19 protein-coding genes are annotated in these 21,892 nt (G+C 68.7%); 6 read left to right on the top strand and 13 right to left on the bottom strand.

Annotation, left to right across the window (positions count from 1 at the left end; genetic code table 11):
* The first annotated feature begins 44 nt into the window (after positions 1-44).
* Positions 45-416, top strand: a complete 372-nt coding sequence (locus EV137_RS38230; RefSeq protein ID WP_134010936.1) for a YciI family protein — start codon at positions 45-47, stop codon at positions 414-416.
* A gap of 24 nt (positions 417-440) precedes the next feature.
* The gene (locus EV137_RS38225; protein ID WP_311136393.1) at positions 441-1,745 is read left to right on the top strand and encodes an RNA polymerase sigma factor; all 1,305 of its coding nucleotides are present in this window, start codon (positions 441-443) and stop codon (positions 1,743-1,745) included.
* Between the two features lie 25 nt (positions 1,746-1,770).
* On the opposite strand, the gene EV137_RS38220 is transcribed toward EV137_RS38225, so the two are convergent.
* Positions 1,771-2,187 carry a MerR family transcriptional regulator gene (locus EV137_RS38220; protein WP_133790712.1) on the bottom strand — a complete coding sequence of 139 codons (417 nt, stop codon included), beginning with the start codon at positions 2,185-2,187 and terminating at the stop codon, positions 1,771-1,773.
* Positions 2,188-2,210: 23 nt separating this feature from the next.
* Here EV137_RS38220 and EV137_RS38215 point away from each other — a divergent pair, with 23 nt between their 5' ends.
* Positions 2,211-3,602: an MFS transporter gene (locus EV137_RS38215; protein WP_134133028.1), complete on the top strand. Its 1,392-nt coding sequence runs from the start codon at positions 2,211-2,213 to the stop codon at positions 3,600-3,602.
* On the opposite strand, the gene EV137_RS38210 is transcribed toward EV137_RS38215, so the two are convergent.
* Both EV137_RS38210 and EV137_RS38205 read right to left on the bottom strand, forming a co-directional pair.
* Complete coding sequence (locus tag EV137_RS38210) at positions 3,583-4,530, bottom strand: sigma-70 family RNA polymerase sigma factor (RefSeq protein ID WP_202871337.1); 948 nt, start codon at positions 4,528-4,530, stop codon at positions 3,583-3,585. The two genes, EV137_RS38215 and EV137_RS38210, sit on opposite strands and share 20 nt — an antisense overlap.
* Before the next feature lie 14 nt (positions 4,531-4,544).
* Positions 4,545-5,444, bottom strand: a complete 900-nt coding sequence (locus tag EV137_RS38205; RefSeq protein ID WP_134133026.1) for an alpha/beta hydrolase — start codon at positions 5,442-5,444, stop codon at positions 4,545-4,547.
* Positions 5,445-5,510: 66 nt separating this feature from the next.
* On the opposite strand from EV137_RS38205, the gene EV137_RS38200 reads away from it, so the two are divergent.
* Both EV137_RS38200 and EV137_RS38195 read left to right on the top strand, forming a co-directional pair.
* Positions 5,511-5,894, top strand: coding sequence for a DUF4870 domain-containing protein (locus EV137_RS38200; protein ID WP_134133024.1), 384 nt, complete (start codon positions 5,511-5,513; stop codon positions 5,892-5,894).
* Positions 5,895-5,931: 37 nt separating this feature from the next.
* Positions 5,932-6,744, top strand: a complete 813-nt coding sequence (locus tag EV137_RS38195; RefSeq protein ID WP_134133023.1) for an aminoglycoside phosphotransferase family protein — start codon at positions 5,932-5,934, stop codon at positions 6,742-6,744.
* Here EV137_RS38195 and EV137_RS38190 read toward each other — a convergent pair.
* The 9 genes from EV137_RS38190 to arfA form a co-directional block, all read right to left on the bottom strand.
* A complete protein-coding gene (locus tag EV137_RS38190; RefSeq protein ID WP_134133022.1) occupies positions 6,734-7,609 on the bottom strand; it encodes an NUDIX hydrolase in 876 nt (291 codons plus the stop codon). The genes EV137_RS38195 and EV137_RS38190 overlap by 11 nt on opposite strands.
* A 10-nt stretch (positions 7,610-7,619) precedes the next feature.
* Positions 7,620-9,848 (bottom strand): 1,4-alpha-glucan branching protein GlgB, encoded by a 2,229-nt coding sequence (glgB, locus tag EV137_RS38185; protein WP_134133021.1) that lies wholly within the window; start codon positions 9,846-9,848, stop codon positions 7,620-7,622.
* A gap of 90 nt (positions 9,849-9,938) precedes the next feature.
* A complete protein-coding gene (locus EV137_RS38180; protein WP_134010950.1) occupies positions 9,939-11,351 on the bottom strand; it encodes a maltokinase N-terminal cap-like domain-containing protein in 1,413 nt (470 codons plus the stop codon).
* Positions 11,352-13,085, bottom strand: coding sequence for a maltose alpha-D-glucosyltransferase (treS, locus tag EV137_RS38175; protein ID WP_133790726.1), 1,734 nt, complete (start codon positions 13,083-13,085; stop codon positions 11,352-11,354).
* Positions 13,086-13,344: 259 nt separating this feature from the next.
* Positions 13,345-13,596 (bottom strand): hypothetical protein, encoded by a 252-nt coding sequence (locus EV137_RS38170; protein ID WP_134133020.1) that lies wholly within the window; start codon positions 13,594-13,596, stop codon positions 13,345-13,347.
* A gap of 17 nt (positions 13,597-13,613) precedes the next feature.
* Positions 13,614-13,823, bottom strand: a complete 210-nt coding sequence (locus EV137_RS38165) for a hypothetical protein (protein WP_134133019.1) — start codon at positions 13,821-13,823, stop codon at positions 13,614-13,616.
* Between the two features lie 50 nt (positions 13,824-13,873).
* Positions 13,874-14,089: a hypothetical protein gene (locus tag EV137_RS38160; protein WP_134133017.1), complete on the bottom strand. Its 216-nt coding sequence runs from the start codon at positions 14,087-14,089 to the stop codon at positions 13,874-13,876.
* Positions 14,090-14,103: 14 nt separating this feature from the next.
* On the bottom strand, positions 14,104-14,751 hold the full coding sequence (locus EV137_RS41890) for a sunset domain-containing protein (RefSeq protein WP_134133016.1): 648 nt from the start codon (positions 14,749-14,751) through the stop codon (positions 14,104-14,106).
* A 115-nt stretch (positions 14,752-14,866) separates the two neighbouring features.
* Positions 14,867-15,970, bottom strand: coding sequence for a channel-forming protein ArfA/OmpATb (gene arfA, locus EV137_RS38150; protein ID WP_238175841.1), 1,104 nt, complete (start codon positions 15,968-15,970; stop codon positions 14,867-14,869).
* A gap of 231 nt (positions 15,971-16,201) precedes the next feature.
* Here arfA and EV137_RS38145 point away from each other — a divergent pair, with 231 nt between their 5' ends.
* Positions 16,202-16,750 (top strand): winged helix-turn-helix domain-containing protein, encoded by a 549-nt coding sequence (locus EV137_RS38145; protein WP_134010963.1) that lies wholly within the window; start codon positions 16,202-16,204, stop codon positions 16,748-16,750.
* Positions 16,751-17,356: 606 nt separating this feature from the next.
* Here EV137_RS38145 and EV137_RS38140 read toward each other — a convergent pair.
* Positions 17,357-21,772 (bottom strand): S8 family serine peptidase, encoded by a 4,416-nt coding sequence (locus EV137_RS38140; protein ID WP_134133013.1) that lies wholly within the window; start codon positions 21,770-21,772, stop codon positions 17,357-17,359.
* Positions 21,773-21,892: the final 120 nt, after the last annotated feature.

Raw genomic sequence — 21,892 nt, 5'->3', positions numbered from 1 at the left:
TCAGCAAGATGTCCAAGTACAAGACCTCAACGAGGGAGCCTGAGATGGCGCAGTACATGTTCCTCCTGTTCGACAGCGAGGAGTGGTACGACAACCTGACGCGCGACGAGTGGCAGCAGGCGATGAAGTTGCACGGCGAGTTCGCGGCGGCGGTGGAGAAGGCCGGGGCGCGGATCCTCGGCGGGGAGGCGCTGGAGCGGTCCAGTACGGCGAGCACGGTCAAGAACCGTGAGGGTGCCGAGCCGCTGGTCACCGACGGGCCGTTCATCGAGACGCGGGAGGCGCTCGGCGGGTTCTACGTGATCGAGGCGCGTGACCTCGACCAGGCGCTGGAACTGGCCAAGCTCTGCCCGTCCGGCAACATCGAGGTCCGCCCGGTGATGCCGACGTCCGAGGACGCGGCGCCGCCGGCCTGACCGGCGATCGCGATCGGCCTGATCATGCCGTTCGACCCGGGTACGCCGACGCTCCGTCCCGTCGGCGTACCCACGGGCAGGGGGACAGGGGAGATGGTGACGGAGGCAGTAGAGGTGACCCGGGTGGTGGACCGGGCGCACCGGGAGAGCTGGTCGACGGTGCTCTCGTCCGTGGTCCGGCTGACTCGGGACCTGGATCTCGCGGAGGACTGCACACAGGACGCGTTCGTCCAGGCGCTGCGTACCTGGCCGGACGGGATTCCGGACAATCCGGCCGGCTGGCTGACGACCGTCGCTCGACGGCTGGCGCTGGACCGGTTGCGGCGGGAGACGAATCTGCGGCGGAAGTTGCCGCTTCTGGTGGAGCAGCCCGACGCCGAGCAGCCTGACGACGCCGAGCAGCCGACAGACCCGTTGCGGCTGGTGTTCACCTGCTGCCACCCGGCGTTGGCACGCGAATCGCAGGTGGCGTTGACGTTGCGGCTGATCTGCGGGTTGACCACGCGGGAGGTGGCCGCGGTGCTGCTGATCGGCGAGGCGACGGCGGCGGCGCGGATCACCCGCGCGAAGAAGAAGATCGCGGCGGCCGGGATTCCGTATCGCATCCCGGCGGATCACGAGTTGCCGGCGCGGATGGACGTGGTGCTGACCGTCGTACATCTGGTTTACACGGCGGGGTACGTCGCCACGGGGGTGGAGCTGACGCGGACCGATCTGACCGGGCGGGCGATCGAGCTGGCGCGGATGCTGGAGCGTTTGATGCCGGACGAGCCGGAACCGCTAGCACTGCTAGGGCTGCTGCTGATGACCGAGGCGCGCGGTGATGCGCGGGTCAGTGCGGACGGTGAACTGGTGCTACTGGCGGATCAGGACCGCTCGCGGTGGGACGTGAAGCTGTTGGCGGAGGGCGTCTCCCGGGCGACGGCGGCGTTGCAGCGCGGGCATGGTCGGTTCGCTTTGCAGGCGGCGGTTGCCGGGCTGCATGTGACGGCGCCGTCGTGGGAGAAGACGGACTGGAGGCAGGTGGTCCGGATGTACGACGCGATGATGGTGAGCTGGCCTACCCCGATCGTGGCGCTCAATCGGGTGGCTGCGCGCAGTCTGGTTCCGGGGGCCGATCTTGAGGCGGTCCTGGTCGAACTGGATGCCTTGAGCAAGGAGCCGGCCCTCGCGACGTACGCCTACCTCCCCGCGACGCGAGCCGATGTCCTCACCCGGCTCGGCCGTCCCGGGGAAGCGGCAGAGGCCTACGAGCAAGCGATCCACCTGACGGCGAACGAAACCGAGCGCCGCTTCCTCACCACCCGCCAAACCAACCTGGGCCGCTAACGCCCGTCTGAGGCCATGCCGGTGGTTACTCGCGGGGCGCCCAGAGTTGGTCGGCGTCGCCGGCTTGCATGCGGCCGCGGTAGACGTCGATCTTGTGGTCGATGAGTTCGAGGCTTTCGGTGAGGTCGGCCAGTTGGGTGAGGATCTCGGCGCGGTGGGTCTCGAGGAGTTCGAGGCGGTCCTTCTCGTTGCCGCGACCGGCGGTGACGAGTTCGGCGTACCGGCGGATGGTGCGGATCGGCATGCCGGTGGCGCGGAACTTGGTGCAGATCTTGATCCAGTCCAGGTCGATCTGGCGGTAGCGACGGCGCCCGCCGGCGGTGCGGTCGACGGTGGTGACGACCAGGCCGGCGCGCTCGTAGTACCGCAGCGTGTGGACGCTGACGCCGGTGCGTTCGGCGGCTTCGGCGATGCTGATCCCGCGTTCATTGACTTCGAGCACGCTCTAAATCCTAGCGTGGTGATATGACCCTTCCAACACTCCAGGAAACGGCCAGTGCCCGCCGGTACGTCGTCCTCGTGATCTGCTGCGCGAGCCTGCTGATCTCGGTGATGGACATCTCGATCGTGAACATGGCGCTGCCCGCGATCCGGGACGATCTCGGCGCATCGACGGCCGGTCTGCAGTGGACCGTCGACGCCTACACGCTGGTGCTGGCGAGCTTCCTGCTGCTGGCCGGCTCCACCGCGGACCGGTACGGACGCAAGCGCATGTTCCGCCTCGGTCTGACCGTGTTCGGCCTCGGCTCGCTCCTCTGCAGCCTCGCCCCGAGCATCGAGGCGTTGATCGCCGCCCGCGCCGTCCAGGCCGTCGGCGGCACGCTGCTGAACCCGGTCGCGATGGCGATCGTGGTGACCGTGTTCCCGGAGCGCGCCGAGCGGGCTCGCGCGATCGGGATCTTCGGCGCGACCGCCGGCCTGTCGCTCGTCCTCGGCCCGATCCTCGGCGGCGCGCTCGTCGACGGTCTCGGCTGGCGGTCAATATTCTGGGTGAACCTGCCGATCGTCGTCCTGGCGGTGGTCTTCACCAGCTTGTACGTGCCCGAGTCCCGGGCCGCGCTTGGCCGCCGCTTCGACCCGATCGGCCAGCTCCTGGTCGTCGTACTCCTCGGCAGCGTGGTGTCCGCGATCATCGAGGACAACGGGTGGCGTACGCCGTTGATCGTCGCGGCTGCCGTCGCCGCGGTCCTCCTGATCGCGTACGAACGCCGCCGCGCGGAGCCGTTGCTCGAACTCCGCCTGTTCCGCAGCGTCCCGTTCAGCTCGGCCGTCGTGATCGCGATGTTCGCCTACACCGGGTTCGGCGCGTTCCTGTTCGTCACCACGCTCTACCTGCAGAGCGTTCGCCACCTGTCCGCCCTGGACGCGGGCCTGTGCCTGTTGCCGGTCGGTCTCCTCATCTGCGTCCTCTCACCGCTGACGGGCCGGGTCGTCGGCGCGCGCGGCCCACGCCTGCCGCTCGTCGTCGCCGGTACGGCGCTGACGCTCGGAGCGCTCGCATCGCTCACGATCCAAGCGTCCACACCGCTGCCGAACGTGCTTGCGGTCTTCCTGTTCTTCGGCGTCTTCCTCGGCACCATCAACCCGCCGATCGCGAACTCGGCGGTGTCCGGGATGCCGGGGTCGATGGCCGGTCTGGCCGGTTCGCTCGCCTCGGTCGGCCGGCAGACCGGTACGTCGCTCGGCGTCGCGATCGCCGGATCGATCGTCGGTGCCACCGCGACGACCGATCCGCGACGGTTCGTCCGCGCCGAGCACATCGTCTGGTGGCCGACGCTCGCCATGGGTCTCGTCGTACTGGCGCTGGCTCTCGTCAGCACGAGCCGCCGCGCGCGCCTTACCGTGCAGGAGCTGTAGGCGGCAGACCGAAGTACGTGACGAGGCTCGGGGTGCTGAAGACGTGGATGTGGGTGATTCCGGTCGGAGTGGGCGTGAGTACGGCGACGCCGTACGGATCGCCCTTGAAATAGCTGCCGACCGCGGGCTGGCCGTTCGCGATGATCGGGATCATCCGCCAGTCACCCGGTGCGCCGACCGCGGAAGCCAGCAAGCGCATGCACATCACGCGACCGTTGAACCAGGCCGTCGTACCGACCATCTCGATCGCGGCGTCCGCGCGGAGAGCGCGTTCGAGGGCTGCGGTGTCGGCGTTCTCGAAACCGGCGATGTAGTCGTCCAGCAGTGCTAGCGATTCAGGATCGGTCGGCGCCGAGACGTCACCCTGTGACGGCGCCTTCTCGTCCAAGCGGGCACGGGCGCGTTGAAGCGTGCTCTTCACGGCCGCGACCGACGTGTCGAGCATCGTGGCGACCTCGGCGGCCGGAAACGCGAGGACCTCTCGCAGGATCAGTACGGCGCGCTGCTTCGGCGGCAGGTACTGCAGGGCGGCGATCAGCGCCAGCCGCAGGCTCTCCCGGACGGCGACGATCGACGCGGGATCGGACACGACCAAGGTCTCGGCGATCGGCTCCACGAAGCGCACCGTTGGATCGTCCGGCGGCACGCCGGGACTGAGGTCGGTGGCAGGTGCTCCCAGACCGGAGGGCAGCGCGCGGCGGCCGCGCTGCTCGAGCGCGGTGAGGCTCACGTTGGTCGCGATGCGGTACAGCCAGACCCGCACCGACGAGCGGCCCTCGAAGTCGTCCCACGACCGCCAGGCCCGCAGGTATGTCTCCTGTACGGCGTCCTCGGCCTCGTGCACGGACGCGAGCATCCGATAGCAATGCGCCAGCAACTCCTTGCGGAAGGGCTCGGTCCGGTCAGCGAACTCAGCGTCCTCCGTCATCACAGCTCCCTGAGTCATGACAGCCCCAGCACCCGACGAGCAAAGCTTCCCATCCGCTGGATCGCATCGTCCGCCTCCGGCGCGCGTCCGGCCGCCATTTGGAACGTGTGCTGCATCTCCGGGAACACATCCAGCCGCACCTCGACCCCGGCCTTCTCGGCGGCGGCCGCGAGTTGTTGCGCGTCGTCCAGCAGTACTTCGTCCCCGCCGACCTGGATGTAGATCGGTCCGAGCCCGGTCAGGTCGCCGTACAGAGGATTCACGAACGGGTCGCGCGGCGAGCCGTCCGGTCCGAGGAACATCCACGCGAGCCCACGGACCAGGTCCCGGTGGAAGAACGCGTCGCGGTCGCGGTTGGTGTCGTACGACGCTCCGGTCGCCTCGAAGTCCACCGCCGGTGAGAACGGCATCGTGCCGGCGGGAAGTGGCAGGCCGGCCGATCGGGCGCGTAACTGGGTGGTGATGGCGAGGCCACCGCCGACCGAGTCACCCGTGAACACGATGTGTTCGGGCGCGATTCCCTGGTCGAGCAGCCAGCGGTACGTGTCGACCGCGTCGTCGACCTGGGCCGGATGCGTGTGAGCCGGCGCCAGCGGATAGTCGAAGACGAGCGCCCGCGCCCCGACCGCACGGGCGAGGTGCGCGAACAGCTTCCGGTGCGAGTACTGCGATCCGCCGATGAAACCGCCGCCGTGCAGACACAGCAGCACCCGGTCCGCTGCGGCGCCGTGCGGCACGATCCACATCGCCCGCCGTCCGGGCACCGCCAGGTAGTCCACCTCCGGCGGCTCGGTCGTCAGCCCGGCCCAGCGGTGATCGGCCAGCTCCTGATCGCCGTCCTGGACGTTCTCCTCAGCCGCCTTCCGGTTCGCGGCCCAGTGCCGCAGAACCGCTTCCGACTCCTTGCTCGCCATCGTGCATCCCTTTCGTTGCAGGTCTGTCACCGGTATTGACCGAGGACACCGCGAAAAGGAATCGGTGTGCTTGACTGGACTATGAGCACGCCGCTGTCCGGCTCTGAAGAACGCACGTGGGCGATGGTCGCGCACATCGGCGTGCTGATCGCGGCCTGGCTGGCGATGGGGTTCCTGTGCCCGCTGATCATCTGGCTGGTCTTCCGGGACCGCTCGGACTTCGTACGGCGGCATGCGGTGGAGTCGCTGAACTTCCAGATCTCGCTGCTGATCTACTCGGCGCTCGCGGCGGTGCTGATCTTCATCACGTTCGGGCTCGGCGTGCTGATCGTCGTACCGCTGGTCGTGATCGGCGCGATCGCGGCGCTCGTGGTGATCATCCTCGCGACGGTCGCCGCGTCCGGTGGGAACGACTACAGCTATCCGCTGACGATCCGCTTCATCCGCTAGACGGATCTCGCTGGACGGGGCCGATAGGGTCGGTCCGGTGGAGCTCATCGGGCAGGGGATGGAAGGCGCCGTCTACGATCTCGGCGACGGGACCGTGCGGAAGGTCTGGTTCGATCGGCGGCCGGAGGACGTGCGCCCGTTGAAGGCGTTCCTCGACGAGTTGCCGGAATTGCCCTTCCGGACGCCGCGGATCCGGGAGATCACGGCGGGGGAGGACGGGCTCGCGGTCAGCGTCGAGGACAAGTTGACCGGGGTGCCGCTGCACGAGGCCGGGCTGCCGGAAGACGTTGCGCTGGACGCGTTCGTCGCAGTCGTGGAGGCGTTGCGGGAGGTGCGACCTGGGCCGGCGAGCAAGGCGATGCCGGTAGTGGGGCAGCCGTTCTGGGGGCGGTCCTGGGGTGAGAGTCTGGCGGGCTTGGTACGACGTCGCGCCGAAGCGTCCCGTGCTCACCTGGAGCGTGATGTCTCCGGTTTCCCAGCATTGCTGGACGACGTGCTGCACGGCCTGACCCAGCTGGAGGACGCGTCGAGCGTTGTGCACGGGGATATCTGTCCGCCCAACCTGCTGATGGATGGGCAGCGGGTGGCGGCAGTGCTGGACTGGGGATTCCTGTCGACCGCGGGGGACAGCACATTCGAGGCGTCGCTGGCGGCGGGGTTCTTCGACATGTACTCACCCGACGCGCGCCGGCTCGACGACCTGCTCACCGCCCGGTTCGAGGAGCTCGGGCACGATCGAGAGCGGATGCGGCTGTACCGCCGGGCGTACGCGATCATCACCGCCACGATCTACGACGAGAACGCCGGCGACGGCCACTACACCTGGTGCGTCAGTCAGCTCACGAGGTGATGGGTGAGCCGTTTCTGAGGTTGTGGAGCTGGTCCGGCGCGTCCAGGAGCATCGGGAGCCGGCGGGCATTGAGCGGCGAGACCAGGCCGGCCAGTTTCTCCGGTGCGTGCCACGAGATGCCCCGGATCTCGAACCCGTCCGGCTGCAGCCTGTCGATCAACGACGGGTCGTGCACGCCGCCGTCGTACAGGATCTCGACGGCGTCGCCCCAGCCCTCCCAGCGCGGCAGCCAGTCGATCGCAAGTACGCCGAGCAGCGGGAGCGCCGTACCGAGCTCTTCCTCCATCTCGCGGGACGCACCCGTCGCGGGGTCCTCGTCCGGCTCGACCACCCCGCCCGGCAGCTCCAGGTCCTTCTTGTAGCTGACCTGGCACAGCAACACCCGTCCACCGGTGTCGCGTACGACGACGTGCGCGATCACCCGCTTCTTCGGCAGCGTCGAGTCCATCAACGCGGTCCAGCCCGTCACCGTGTCCGGACGCGGATCGTCGACGCGCATCCCGTACACGGCGACATCGCGGCGTTCGCCCTCCACGACCGCGGCCCCGCGCAGGACTCCCTCCCGCCGGAAACCGGACCGGACCGCGACCCGGGCGGAGGAGTGCAGCTCGGGGTCCACCTCGACCTGCAGCCGCTCCAGACCGAGCTCACCGAACGCGTACTCGCTCACCAGCCGGAGCGCGCGCTGCGCCGCGTCGGAGTTCTCCACCGCCCAGACCACCAGGCCGACGCCGGGCGTGGTCCGGCGTACCTCGACCGTGCCGACCGGTGCGCCGTTCTCGACGTCGAAGGCGATCACCTTCGGATCGTGGCGCAACAGTCGCAGGGTCAGGTCACCATCGGTCAGCGGCGGTACGGCGGTCACGCCGTGAACGCTACCCGGTGAACCGCAGGTACACCGTCGCCAGGGGTGGCACGGACAGCTCGGCGCTACTCTCCAACCCGTGCCACGGCGTGCCGTTTGCTTCGACCGCGCCGAAGTTGCCGACACCGGATCCGCCGTACGAGGTGGCGTCGGTGTTGACGACCTCCTCCCAGCGGCCGGCGTACGGCAGGCCGAGGCGGTAACCGTGGTGCGGGATCGCGGAGAAGTTCGCGATACACGCCACGGTCGGCTCGCCTTCCGCGCCGTACCGGAGGAACGAGAACACGTTGTTGCCGGCGTCGTTCGCGTCGATCCAGCTGAACTTCTCCGCGTCGTGATCGGTCCGCCAGAACGCCGGGTTGTCCTTGTAGACCCGGTTCAGGTCGCGGACCAGGTCCTGCAGGCCCTTGTGGTCGCTGTGCTCCAGCAGCCACCAGTCCAGCTCGCCCTTCTCCGACCACTCCGACTCCTGGCCGAACTCACATCCCATGAACAGCAACTGCTTGCCCGGATGCGCCCACATCATCGCCAGGTACGCGCGGAGGTTCGCCAGCTGCTGCCAGCGGTCGCCGGGCATCTTCCGCAGCAGCGACCCCTTGCCGTGCACGACCTCGTCGTGGGACAGCGGGAGGACGAAGTTCTCGGAGTACGCGTACATCATCGAGAACGTCAGCTCGTGGTGGTGGTACTGCCGGTGCACCGGCTCGTGCTCCAGGTAGCGGAGCGAGTCGTTCATCCAGCCCATGTTCCACTTGAAGCCGAATCCGAGCCCGCCGAGATGCGTCGCGCGGGTGACACCCGGCCAGGACGTCGACTCCTCCGCGACCGTGATCACGCCCGGGACCCGCTTGTAGAGCGTCGCGTTCATCTCCTGGAGGAACGACACAGCCTCCAGGTTCTCGCGGCCGCCGAACTGGTTCGGCACCCACTGCCCGTCCTGCCGCGAGTAGTCCAGGTAGAGCATCGAGGCGACCGCGTCCACCCGCAGGCCGTCGATGTGGAACTCCTCGGCCCAGTAGAGCGCGTTCGCGACCAGGAAGTTGCGCACCTGCGGCCGGCCGAAGTCGAACACCAGCGTGCCCCAGTCGGGCTGCTCGCCGCGGCGCGGATCCGGGTGCTCGTAGAGCGGCGTACCGTCGAACCGGGCCAGCGCCCAGGCGTCCTTCGGGAAGTGCGCCGGCACCCAGTCGACGAGGACGCCGATGCCCGCCTGGTGCAGCCTGTCGACCAGGAACCGGAAGTCGTCCGGGTCGCCGAACCGCGAGGTCGGCGCGAAGTACGACGTGACCTGGTAGCCCCACGAACCGCCGAACGGGTGCTCCATCACCGGCATGAACTCGACATGGGTGAAACCCATCTCGTTGACATAGGCAACGAGCTCGTCGGCCAGCTCGCGGTACGACCTGCCCTTGCGCCACGAGCCGAGATGCACCTCGTACACGCTCATCGGCTCGGCGTACGCCTGCGCGCCGGCGCGCTTGGTCAGCCAGTCGGAGTCGCTCCACTCGTACGTCGACTCGTGCACGACGGACGCGTTCGCCGGGGGAGTCTCGGCCAGGTTCGCCATCGGGTCGGCCTTCTGCCGCCAGACGCCGTCCCGGCCGCAGATGTCGAACTTGTACCGCGTACCCGGGCCGACGCCGGGCACGAACAGCTCCCACACGCCGGAGCCGCCGAGCGAGCGCATCGGGTGCGCGCGACCGTCCCAGAAGTTGAAGTCGGCGGTCAGCCGGATGCCCTGCGCGTTCGGGGCCCAGACCGCGAACGACGTACCCGTGATCTGCCCGGCCGGGCCGTCGTACCGGCGGACGTGGGCGCCGAGCACGGTCCACAGCTGCTCGTGCCGGCCCTCGCCGATCAGGTGCAGGTCGACCTCGCCGAGCGACGGCAGGTACCGGTACGGGTCGTCGACCTCGGTCGCGGGACCGTCGGTGTAGGTGACCTCGAGCCGGTAGTCCGGGACCTTGTCGATATCGAGTACGCCGACCCAGACCCCGTCGTGCTCGTGCCGCAGGTCGAGCCGCTGGCCGTCGTACAGCACTGTCACGCTGTTCGCGTACGGGCGCAGCGCGCGGACGGTGACGCCGTGCTCGCCGAGATGCGGGCCGAGCACCTGATGAGGATCGTGGAACGTGCCGGCGACCAGTCGTTCGAGATCGGTCCGAGCGACCGGAACCGCTGTCACCACAGGCTCGTCGGCCGCCACCACCGGCACCTCAAAAGCTTCACGCTCTCCCATGAACCCCATCCTGCCCGATCCGGACCCTGTACACCGCACCCCGTACCCGACGAGTCCCGAAGTACACAAACGGTCAAAGATTTCGGGGTATTACCGTTCGGCCAGCTGCGCGGCGGCCGACAGCGGGATCGGCAGCCAGCTCGGGCGGTTACGGGCCTCGTAGAGGGTCTCGTAGATGACCTTGTCCGCGAGGAACGCGTTCAGCAGCACGCTGTGCTCGCGCGGATCGCTGCCCGCCGTCTCGGCGTACCCGTCGCAGAAGGCCTGCTGGTTGCGGGTCACCCACTCCGCCGCGCGGTACGCGATCTGCTGGTCGCCCTGGTGATCGGCCAGCAGCGACCGGGCCGCGTAGTCGAACGACCGCAGCATACCGGCGATGTCCTTCACCTCGGTGTCCAGCGCCCGCCGCTCGACCAGCGACTTGGCAGGCTCGCCCTCGAAGTCGATCAGCTTCCAGCCGTCGATCGTCCGCAGCACCTGCCCGAGATGGAAGTCGCCGTGGATCCGCTGCACCGTCACCGGCTGGTCGTACGCCGCCAGCGCGTCGAACGCCCGCGCCAGTCCGTCGGCGTACGGTGCGAGCTCCGGGATCGCCGCAGCGGCCTTGTCGAGCCGGCGACGCATCGCGGCCGCGTGCTCGACCAGCTTGGCCGGCTCCCAGATGTCGGTGCCGAGCGCCTTCGCGAGCTCGGAATGCACCTGCGCCGTGCTCGCGCCGAGCCGGTGCGACTCGGCGGCGAAGTCACCGCCGACCTCCTCGGCGTGCAGGTCCGCCTCGGCGTACAGGTCGCGCACCGACGACGTCGCGAACGTCCAGCCGTCGGTCGCGCTCTTCTGGAACGCCGTCATCATCGCCAGTTCGCCGCTGTCGGTGCCGCCGCCCGCCCGCGGCCACCGACCACGCGCGGACCCCAGCACCGCCGGGACCAGTTCGGACCCGGCCTCGGTGAGCGCCGACTCGATCTCGACCCCGGGGTTGCTCCCGGGCTCGAGGCGCCGGAACACCTTCAGCAGCGCGACATCGCCGAACACGAGCGAGGTGTTGCTCTGCTCGACCGTGAGGACCAGCGACTGCGCGTCCTCCGGCACCTTGATCGACCCTTCCGGCGCCTGGACGGGATGGAACTCCAGCCCGTCCAGCTGCCGTCCGTGCGTGAGCCCGTCCAGCCAGTACGGCGTCGCTTCCTTGTCGTGCAACGCGTCGTACACCCAGACCTCGGTGTCGTCGAGGTCCGGCTCGGTCCACTCACCGACCAGCGCGTGGCCGAGGTTCTCGACCGGCTCGCGGTGGTAGCTGAGCGGCAGCTGGTACACCCGGATCGGGGTTTCCGCCCCGGGTGGACCCGCACAGTAGACGAACCCGATCCGGACCGCGGGCCAGGCGTCCGCGTCCGAGAGCCACGCCGAGGTGGCCATCGCTTCGACGTGAACGTCGTGTCCCTTCTCGCCGAACCACCTCTGGCCCGAGCAGAAGGACTGGACCTGGTCCAGATGGGAAGTCACTTAAATGCTCTCCTCATGCTTTTCCGACTGTGCTTCCGGCTTCGCCACCGGCAGCCGGAACCAGTAGAAACCGTGGGCGCCGAGGGTCAGAAGGTAGGGCAACTCGCCGATTGTCGGGAAGTGCACGCCGCCGAGAAGCTCGATCGGCTCGACGCCCTGCCACTGCCGCAGATCCAGCTCGATCGGCTGCGGGAACCTCGACAGGTTGTTCACGCACAGCACCACGTCGTCGCCGAACTCCCGGACGTACGACAGCACGCTCGGGTTGGAGCCGCCCAGGTCGGTGAAGGTGCCCATACCGAACGACGGGTGCTGCTTGCGGGTCTGGATCATCCGCCGGGTCCAGTGCAGCAGCGACGAGGCGTTCTCCATCTCGGCCTCGACGTTCACCGCCTGGAAACCGTAGACCGGATCCATGATCACCGGCAGGCTGAGCTTGCCCGGCGTCGCGGTCGAGAACGAGGCGTTGCGGTCCGGGGACCACTGCATCGGGGTGCGGACGCCGTCCCGGTCGCCCAGCCAGATGTTGTCGCCCATGCCGATCTCGTCGCCGTAGTACAGGATCGGGGAGCCCGGCAGGCTGAGCAGGAGTGCGGTGAACAACTCCATCTTGTTGGTGTCGTTGTCCAGCAGCGGAGCGAGCCGGCGGCGGATGCCGATGTTCGCCTTCATCCGCGGGTCCTGCGCGTACTCCGACCACATGTAGTCGCGGTCCTCGTCGGTGACCATCTCGAGCGTCAGCTCGTCGTGGTTGCGCAGGAAGATGCCCCACTGGCAGGTGTCCGGGATCTCCGGCGTCTGGGCCAGGATCTCGGAGATCGGGAACCGCGACTCCCGCCGTACGCCCATGAAGATGCGCGGCATCACCGGGAAGTGGAACGCCATCTGGCACTCGTCACCGCCGGAGTCCCGGTCGCCGAAGTACTCGACCACGTCGGCCGGCCACTGGTTCGCCTCGCAGAGCAGGACGCGGTCCTCGTAGTTCGCGTCCACCTCCTTGCGGACCCGCTTCAGGAACTCGTGGGTACGCGGGAGGTTCTCGCAGTTCGTGCCGTCGACCTCGAACAGGTACGGCACGGCGTCCAGCCGGAAACCGTCGACGCCCAGGTCGAGCCAGAACTTCAGCGCCTCGATCATCGCGTCGCCGACGGCCGGGTTCTCGAAGTTCAGGTCCGGCTGGTTGGAGTAGAACCGGTGCCAGAAGTACTGGCCGCGCACCGGGTCCCAGGTCCAGTTCGACTGCTCGGTGTCGACGAAGATGATGCGTGCGTCGGCGTACTTGTCGTCGGTGTCGGACCACACGTAGAAATCGCCGTACGGACCCTCGGGGTCCTCCCGCGACGCCTGGAACCAGGGGTGCTGGTCCGAGGTGTGGTTCATGACGAAGTCGACGATCACCCGGATGCCGCGGGCGTGTGCCTGCTGCAGGAACTCCGCGAAGTCGGCGACCGTCCCGACCTCCGGCATCACGTCGGTGTAGTCCGAGATGTCGTAGCCGCCGTCGCGCAACGGCGAGGGATAGAACGGAGGTAACCAAAGGCAGTCCACACCGAGCCACTCGAGATAGTCGAGTTTCTCGGTCAGGCCTTGCAGGTCGCCGATGCCGTCGGCGTTCGAGTCCTTGAAGGACCGCACGAGGACCTCGTAAAAGACGGCCCGCTTGAACCACAGCGGGTCACTCTTCGTCAGTCCGTGGTGCTGCTCCGGCAGCATGTCGGTCACGCTCACCTCCATCGGGTGTCATCAAACCTAAGGTCCCGTACCCCGTTCGGGCGCACCTAAAAGGGGAGGGCAGTGCGTTGCGCCCGGACAACTCCCGGGGGTACAGCGATGATGTGGTGACGCCGTCGGCCGGACGGGTCCGCAAGGCGTTCCGCACAGTCTGGCGGCCCTTTGCCAGTACAAGCAAATAGGGCTCGCAATCCGGCTGTACTGCGATTCGATGACGGCAGTTGCGAACGGGCTTCGGGGCGGTCGGTCCAGCGCGGCGGGATCACCGCCGCGGCGACCGCTCCTCACGCTGTTTCGCGGTCTGCTGGGCCGCACTACCGCGACCACCACCACGCCGGTACCGTCGCAACAGCCCCCTGACGTTCACCGACCGCAGCCCCGGATACGCCTCGTCCGCATTGACGCTCCGCCCCTCCTGCCCTTCCCCCGGCAGAATGACGGCGTCCGGCGTCAGCACCTCATCCGGCCCCTGCGTGCCACGACCAGGTTCGCTCCGGGACAGCTCCTCGCTCATCAGCCGGCCTCCTTCTCTCAGTCGGTCTCAACCGTGACGGTCAGCTGATCGGGCACGCCGATCTCCGCGACGAGGAGCACGATCGCTTCCCGGAGGTCCGCGATCGCGGCGTCACGGGTAGCGCCTTCGCCGTTCGCGAACGCTTCCGCGCTCAGCGCCGCCGCGGCGCACCAGGCGCCGTTCTCGTCCTGTACGACGGTGAAGGGCACGGTGATGTCGCGCTGCACTCCGCCTCCTGGTGATTCGGTGTTGGCGGAATCGTAGGACTGTTGGCGGGTCAGTTGTCCGGGACGTCGATCTCGATGACCAGTTGTTCGGGGGCGCCGGAATCGGCTACTGCGCGGGCGATCTGGACGCGGAGGTCGTCGAGGGAGGATTCGCGGGTGTCGCCCTCGCCGGAGACGAAGATGTCCGGCGTGAGCGCGGCCTCGGCGACCCAGGTGCCGTCCTCGTCCTGGCCGACGATGAAGGGAAGGTGGAGCTGGCGTCGCACGGTCTCTCCCGGGGTCAGTCGCGCGGGTCCGCGGCCTTACGCGGACGGCGGGTGTACTTGGTGAAGCCGGCCCGCTCGGCGTCGGCCTCGGTGCGGAACCAGACCTCCGGCTTGGTGCGGCCGTAGTACGGCGAATCGGGTGTGTGGAAGAGCATCGACTGCGCATTGCCCTTGATCGTGAACCCGTCGGGCGGGCCTTGATGCGGCACGGCATCCGCCGATCCGTCGCCGTACCGTCCAGCTGGTACGCCGGTTGGCGCGTCCGGAGTCGTGCCAGCAGCCGGCTGGATGTGGTCGAACAGCGTCTCCTCCTCACCCATCAACTGCGAAAACACCGGCCGCTCAACCTCACCACGCGAAGCCGCGGGCGCTGCCGGAGTTGTCGAAGCTGCAGGAACCGGGTCAGCCTCGGGTCCCGGCGTCGCCGTCGGTTGCTCGGCAGGCGGTTCCGGAGTGGCTCGCTCGGCTGCTGGTGGGGTTGGTGCGGGTGTCGGGGGAGAGGGGGCGGTGGCGGCAGCCGGCTTGGTGCCGGTCGGCTGCTGGGGCGGAGCGGGGATTGCGGGGGCGGGGCGGCGGCGGTCGAGGAGGACCCAGGTGATGCCCGCGCCGACGACGAACGCGAGGAGCGAGCCCAGCCAGTTGTCTCGGAGTAGCCAGCCCATCAGCGTGCTCCTCCGGCCGAATGGCGGACGAGTCTGTGTACCAGCCAGGCGGCGGCGCTGCCCAGTACGAACGCGACCAGCAGCAGAATCCAGGTCTCGGCGATCAGCCAGCTCATCAATTCCCCTGTACTACTCGGATCTCGGCGCGGCGGTTCGCGACCCGCCCGGCGCCCGTGGCGTTGGATGCGATCGGGAACGCCTCGCCGTACCCGTGCGCGAGGATCCGGTCGGCGCCGACCCCGAGCCGCACCAGTTCGGCCTTCAGCGCGGCGGCCCGGCGCTCGGACAGCGGCAGGCTGGTCGCGGGTGAGCCGAGGTCGTCGGTGTGACCGGCCACCTCGACGCGCACCGTCGTACACGACTTGAGGACGGCGGCGGCCTTCACCACGGACGGCTTCGACGCGTCGTTCACGATCGACGTACCGGACAGGAAGTTGATCGGGTGCTGCCGGCTGAACTCGGCCAGCCGGCTCGGGAAGGTACGGCACGGCTCGCTGACCGCGCTCTTCGGCGGCGCCGGGAGCGCCAGTTCGTCCGCGATCACCGCACCCGGAACGGCAGTCGCCGCGGCCCGGCCGATCGTCGCCTTCGTCGCCTGGTCCGGCACCTGACCGGACAACGTCACGGTCTCCCCGTCGTACCGTACCGAGGCGTCACCGCCACCGATCGCCAGCGCCCGCAGCAGCGCGGACACCGTCGACGCGTCGGCGAGCCCGGTCGCGGCGTCGATCGTCGTGCGGTCGTCGTACTCACGGTCCTCGCCGAGCACCTGGTCGACCTCGGCCGCGATCGCGTCCTTGACCGCCTGGCTCCGCACCGGCGCCTGCACCCGGATCGACCGATCCGTCCGCCCGAGCTCGAACGCCGGTACGTCGGATTGCGGCGGCGTACTGCTGCTGGTCGGAGCAGGTGTCGGCGTTGCGCCGGCCGCTTGCCCGTTGACGAGCTCGACCGACCGCACGCCGTCGACGCCGGAGACGACCTCGCGGACGACCGCCGGATCCACGCCGGACGGCACGGTGATGCGTGCGTTCCGGCCGTCGAAGTCGACGCCGCCGGTCTCGATACCGCGCGCCTTCAGGGCGGCCGTGGTGCGTTCGCGGAGGTCGTCCTCGGTGGTGCCGGCCCTCGCGGGAATCAGCACAGCCGTCAGCAGTACAGGGACTGCGAGGGCCGCGAGCAACCAGATGACGAGCGGCCGTCGAACGAGACCGGGCACTGTTCCTCCGTGGATGCGGTCAGAGTGACCGTGCGCGAGGAGACTACTCCGCTTGGCGGGCCGATCGCACACCTGTCCGGGGAGCGGCGCGAGGTTTTGCCAAGGTTTGCCTGTCCTGTCTCGGACAGGACGCATATGTGCCAGCCCACGGAGCGGCGAATCCCTTGACTTGGTTCGCGCCGTGAACCGTACTTGTGGCGGGCCGGTTCGACTGGGAGGGGCGAGCTTGTGATGCCGATCGAGAGGCCGTCCGATTCGTCATTGATCATCGGCGTGGCCGCGTCCACGGCCGAACGAGTACACCTGGCGCGTCTGCTCGGCGGAGCCGACGCGCTGCTGCTGGTCTCGAACGCCGACCAGGCCCGCGCATTCCTGGAGCTGACCGGCGTCACGGTCGCCCCGAGCGCGGCAATCAGTGCGGCAGGCGGCGTACCGGATGTGGCGGCGCCTGTTGAGCGTCGGATGCAGGCGGTGCGTGAACCCGAGCCGGTCGCCGAGCTGCGGCTGGACGTCCACCGCCGGGTGGTCCGCTGGAAGGACCGCGAGCTGCCGCTGACCCGGCTGGAGCACGACTTCCTGCACTGCCTGGTAGCAGAACCCGGCCGGGTCTGGACGTACCAGCGCCTGCACCACGCCGTCTGGGGCAACGAGCACCTCGGCCACGGCTCGCACATCCACTCGGTGGTCAAACGCCTCCGGCAAAAACTCACCAACCTCGGCGCCACCGTCTCCATCCACGCCGTCCGAGGCGTCGGCTTCCACCTCCTCCCCACCACCTGACCCTCACGAACTGGGGAATCCAGCAGGTCAGTTCAGGTTCGCTGCGTTCCCCAACCCAATCGGACACTTGGGGCCGCACGCGGTAGCTGGACCGGGCCAGCCGCGGGTGCGGAGGACCGTGGCGACCTGGACTGCAGCACCGCACGGATCACTCACGATCTGGTAGCCGAACCGAAGGGTCGCCTTCGCCGCCACGCGCCGGGGCAGTTGCTGCATCCGGGCCAACTCGGCGAGCAGACGTTGTGGCGTCGTACGGACGTTGACGACATACGTCGAGCACGAGCGCCGCCGCGTCGTCCGGCCGGGACCGTCGACTCGCGACCGTCAGGACAGCGACTTCGAGCCGGACCATCGGCGGCTCGCGTGATCCGAGCACCCGGTCAGCGAAGTCGCGAGTTCGAGTGATGACAACTCCGGCCTCGCCGCGCAGCCTGCACATGCACCGATCCCCACCCCAGACTGCCGCCCAACTTCCCTCCTGTGCACAAGTCTCTGGAGTGGGGAGTCCTACTGGTCGTCTCAGGTGCGTTGGATTCCCCACTCCCTCTGCAAAGGGCTCGGCCCCCGGACCGTGTGTGGTCCGGGGGCCGAGCTTTTACTGCCTGCTTACTTGATCGACTTCAGGGCGAAGTCTTCGGTGACGGGGGTGCCGGCGACCAGCTTGGTGGTGCGGGTCTGAGGCTTGTAGCCGTCCTTCGCGGCGATCAGGGTGAGCGGGTTGTTGCGACGGTCGAGCCAGTAGGCGTACTTACCGTCCTTGTCGGTGATGAAGGTGTAGGACTGGGCCCACGAGTCCACCTGCACGATTGCGCCCGGGAGGGCGGCGGAGGCGCCGGACGAGCTGACGCCCGTGACGGTGCCCTGCAGCTTGCTCCACGTGGTGGGCGGGGTGACGGTCATCGTCACGCCGACCGGAGCGACCGTGTAGGGGGTGTTCTCGCCGATCGTCACGGCACCGCTGTAGGTGCCGGGCTGGTCGACGCTCGCGGAGAGCGTGACCTTGACGGTCGCCGACTGTCCCGGGGCCAGGGTGACCTCGGTCTGGTCGATGGACATCCAGCTCACGTCCGCCGACGACTCGGAGCAGTCCTCGAGACCCGGCAGGGCCTCACTGTCCGCCGTCGCGTTGAAGCTGCCGGACGAGCCGCCGATCTTGTAGAAGCCACACGCCGCACCACCGCGGTACCGCGGCAGGTTGGCGTTCGGCAGCGCGGTCCAGCTCTCCGACGACGGGTCGTACGAGAACCCGGCGTTGGTGACCGCACCGGCCTGGACACCGCCGACGATCAGCAGCTTGCCGCCCGCGACGGCGTACGACGCCGCCCAGTGGTCGGCCGGAGCGTCCGCGATCGCGGTCCAGGAATCGGCTCCCGGGTCGTAGACGTACGCCGCCTTCAGCGAGTTCGTGCCGTCGTTACCGCCGGCGCAGTACAGCTTGCCGTCGATGGCACCGCAGGACGCGAACGCGACCGACTGCGGGTAGTTCGCCAGCGTCTCCCAGGCGTTCGCCGCCGCGTCGTACCGGACGACCGTGTTGCTCATCGGCAGACAGCTGGAGGTGGTGCACCCGCCGACGGCGTACAACTTGCCGTCGAGCACGGCCTGACCGGCCGCGGCCCGCGGGGCCGGGTTGGCGGCCAGTGCGGTCCAGGCGTTGGCGGCCGGGTCGTAGGACCAGGTCTCCGGCGCCGGGCCGGACGATCCCCAGCCGGAGCTGGCGATGATCTTGCCGCCGATCACACCGACGCTGATGGCGTTGCGAGCACCCGGCAGCGGGGCGATCGCGGTCCAGGCGAGGGTCGCCGGGTCGTACACGTAGCTGTTCCCGGTCGACGCACTACCGTTGCCACCGGCAATCGAGTACGTCTTGCCCTCGAGGCTGACCACCCGGTTGTCCATCACGGACGCCGGGTAGTCGGCGATGTCGGTCCACGGAGCCGCCATCGGCTTCGCGGCGGCCGGCCCTGGTGACACCGGGCCGGTCTTGCCGATCAGCATCCGGGCGAACGAGGTGTCCACGGCGAGCCGCTGCAGCGGTGCGCCGGGCCCGTTCTCCACCTGGGCCTTGGTGGTCGTGCTGCCGTTCGCGTTCTGCAGGACGAAACCGCTGTCCTTCTCGCCGAACTTCACGTCGACATCGGCACCGCCGGTGTTCTTGACGGTGAACGACTTGGTCACCTTGCCGGTCGGCAGCTTCAGGCTGCCGCTGACGGCACCCGGCGTCACGGACAGTTGGCCGGCCTTCAAGCTGTAGTCGGCCGTGGTCGTCCAGTCGGCCTCGACCCCGACGGTCGCGGTCGAGCTGACGTAGTTGCCGGCCTTGGCGGTGAAGCCCTGGTCGCCGTCAGCGGACGAGTACAGCCAGTAGAAACCGTCGTTCAGACCGGTGTCCTCGGGCGTCGCCACGGTGGTCGCGGACTCGGTGCTGCCGTCACGGGTGACGACCGCGCCGTTGACGAAGCCGCTCGTGTTGGCGTCCTTGACGTTGCCGACGACAATGCCGCCGCCGGTCGGCACACAGCTGACCTGGCTGCCGACGAGGACGTTGTCGACCTCCCACCACCATTCGTACGACGCGTTGTAGTAGTGGAACCGCACCTGGACCGCGGACTTGCCGGCCGCCTGCGGGATCGCGATCTCCTTGACGCCGCGGGCGTCGACGGACTGCGTGAGCACGTTGCTCCAGGTGGCGCCGCCGTCGATCGACAGGTCGACGTCGCCCTTCTCACCGCCGAGGTAGTTCAGGTCCTGGTTGAACCGGATCACCGGAGCGGTGACCGAGGTCAGGTCCACGACCGGGCTGACCAGCGACGTGTCCTGGGACCCGCCACCGCCGTACTTGTCGCTGTCGATGATGGCGAACTTGCCGCTGCCGCCGGCCAGGTTGCCCCGGTTGCCCGGGTCGTCGAACTTCCAGACCTGACCGTTGCCCTTGTTGTCGACGACGGTCCAGCCGCTCGGCGCGGCACCGGAGTCGAAGGTCTCGTACACGCCGTCCGAGCCCCACTTGTAACCGGGCGCGGTGCTGCACGAGTTGCTGTCGGCGGGTACGGCGATGTTCTTCGTCAGGTTGCCGGTTCCGACGGTGATCGGCTGGCTGACGGTCTGGTAACCCGGGTACTTCGACTCGACCTTGAGCGAGTACGCCGCACCGGACGGGACCTTGAGGCTGTACCGGCCGTTGCTCGGGGTCGTGTAGTCGAACACGCCACCCGGACCCTCGACCGACACCTTCGCGTACAACGGCCAGCCGTGGCCGGAGCCGTCCGTGACGGTGCCGCCGACGCTCACCTGCGGCGTGCTCACCAGAGCGAAGTTCTTGGTGGTGGTCTGACCCGTGGTGATGGTGGCGGTGGCGGTCTGCGTCGCGTAACCGAACGATGCGACCGTCAGGTTGTAGTCGCCGGCCGGCAGCACGGTCGAGTACGTGCCGTTGCTGCTGGTGGTCAGCGTCTTGTCCGGCTGGCCCGCTGCCTTGACCGTCACGCTGGCGCCGGCGAGAGCGGCACCACCGGTGGCGGCGGTGACAGTGCCGGAGAGCGTGCCGGTGTCGCCGATCGGCGCCGCGTTCAGGAGCGCCAGCGCGTCCAGACGGCCCTGACCGAAGACGTTGTTGTTCGCGTCGGTGCCGCCGCACTGGCTGTTCGGCGTGTCGATCGCGGTCGAGTTCAGGAGCGCCCGCGTCGCCGCGACGTCACCCTTGAGGGCCGGCGAGGCCGACCACAGCAGGGCCACAGCGGCGGTCAGGTGCGGTGTCGCCATCGACGTACCGTTGAAGGCGCCGTACGTGTTGCCCGGCAGGCTGGAGCGGACGTTGACACCGGGGGCCGAGATGTTCGGCTTGATGGTGCCGTTCTGGCCCACACCGCGGCCGGAGAACGACGCGATGTTGTTGTTGATGTCGTAGGCGCCGGCCGAGTAGTTGCTCGTCAGGCTGCCCGGTGAGCCGGACGTGTTGCAGCCGCCCTCACCGCTGTTGCCGTTGGCGAAAGTCCCGAAGATCCCGGACGCGGTCCAGGCCAGGGTGATGTCCTCCATGAACGGGTCGTTCGACGGCAGCGTGGAGCCCCACGAGTTGTTGATGACGTTCGGCCGCTTGCTCGCGTCCGGGTTCTGCCCGGCGAGGTCGGTCGGCTCGAGCATCCACTGGCCGGACGTGATCAGCGCGGCGTCGCTCGGGCAGCAGCCGTTCGCGGCGATCCACTTCACGCCCGGGGCGACACCGATCTGGTTGCCCGCGCCGTCGTCACCGACCATGGTGCCCATCGTGTGGGTGCCGTGGCCGTTGCCGTCGGCCGGCGCGTTCGGCGAGGTGCCGGCCGCGTCGAACCAGTTGTAGTTGTGGTTGAAGGTGCCGTCACCGTTGTTGCCGCGGTACTGGTTCACCAGCGCCGGGTGGTCGTACTGCACACCGGTGTCGATGCTGGCGACGACGATCCCCTCGCCCTTGTCGCCGTACTGCGACCAGACCTGGTTCGCCTTGATGTTGGCGACGCCCCACTCGACGGCCTGGATCGCCTTCTCCTGCTGGCCGGGGGTGACCTTCGGTACCTCGATCTGGACGGGCGCGTACAGGCCCTCGACCTCGGTGTGACCGGCCAGGTTCTGGGCGAGTTCGAGCGAGCCGCTCTCGATGCGGATCGCGTTCGTGCCCCAGAAGGACTGGTACTTCACCTGCTGCGCGTCCAGCTCGGCGCGGATCTTCGCCTGGCTGTCCGCGGCGGCCTTCTTCAGCGCGGCGGCCACCGCGGTGCCGCGCTCGTTCCAGTTGGTGATCTTGCTCGCGGCGGTCAGGTCGGCCTTCGCGGCGAAGCGGACCCAGTAGTCCGTCGCGGACTTGGCGTCCTTGCCGTCGAGCTTCTCCAGAAGTTCTGGCTTGATCTTGGAGGCCGGCGTGGCCTCCGGCTTGGTGGGTGATGAAGCCTGGGCCTGGCCGGCGGCGGCCAGGCTGGTTGCGACGACTGCCACCGTCGCGAGGGCGCCCGCCAGTGATCTGGCGAGTCCCTTTCGTTGATGTGACATCTCTGCAGCCCCTCACTTGAAACGACCCCGAGTCGACTCCCCCGAGTCATTGCTGCAGGAGGGCGTGCGAACGCTCAGTGCCCCCCAGGTCGCGGCATGTGACACCGCAAGCTTGACGTG

Source organism: Kribbella pratensis, from assembly GCF_004366075.1.
Taxonomy (GTDB): domain Bacteria; phylum Actinomycetota; class Actinomycetes; order Propionibacteriales; family Kribbellaceae; genus Kribbella; species Kribbella pratensis.
This window is presented reverse-complemented; position numbering and strand designations above follow the sequence as displayed.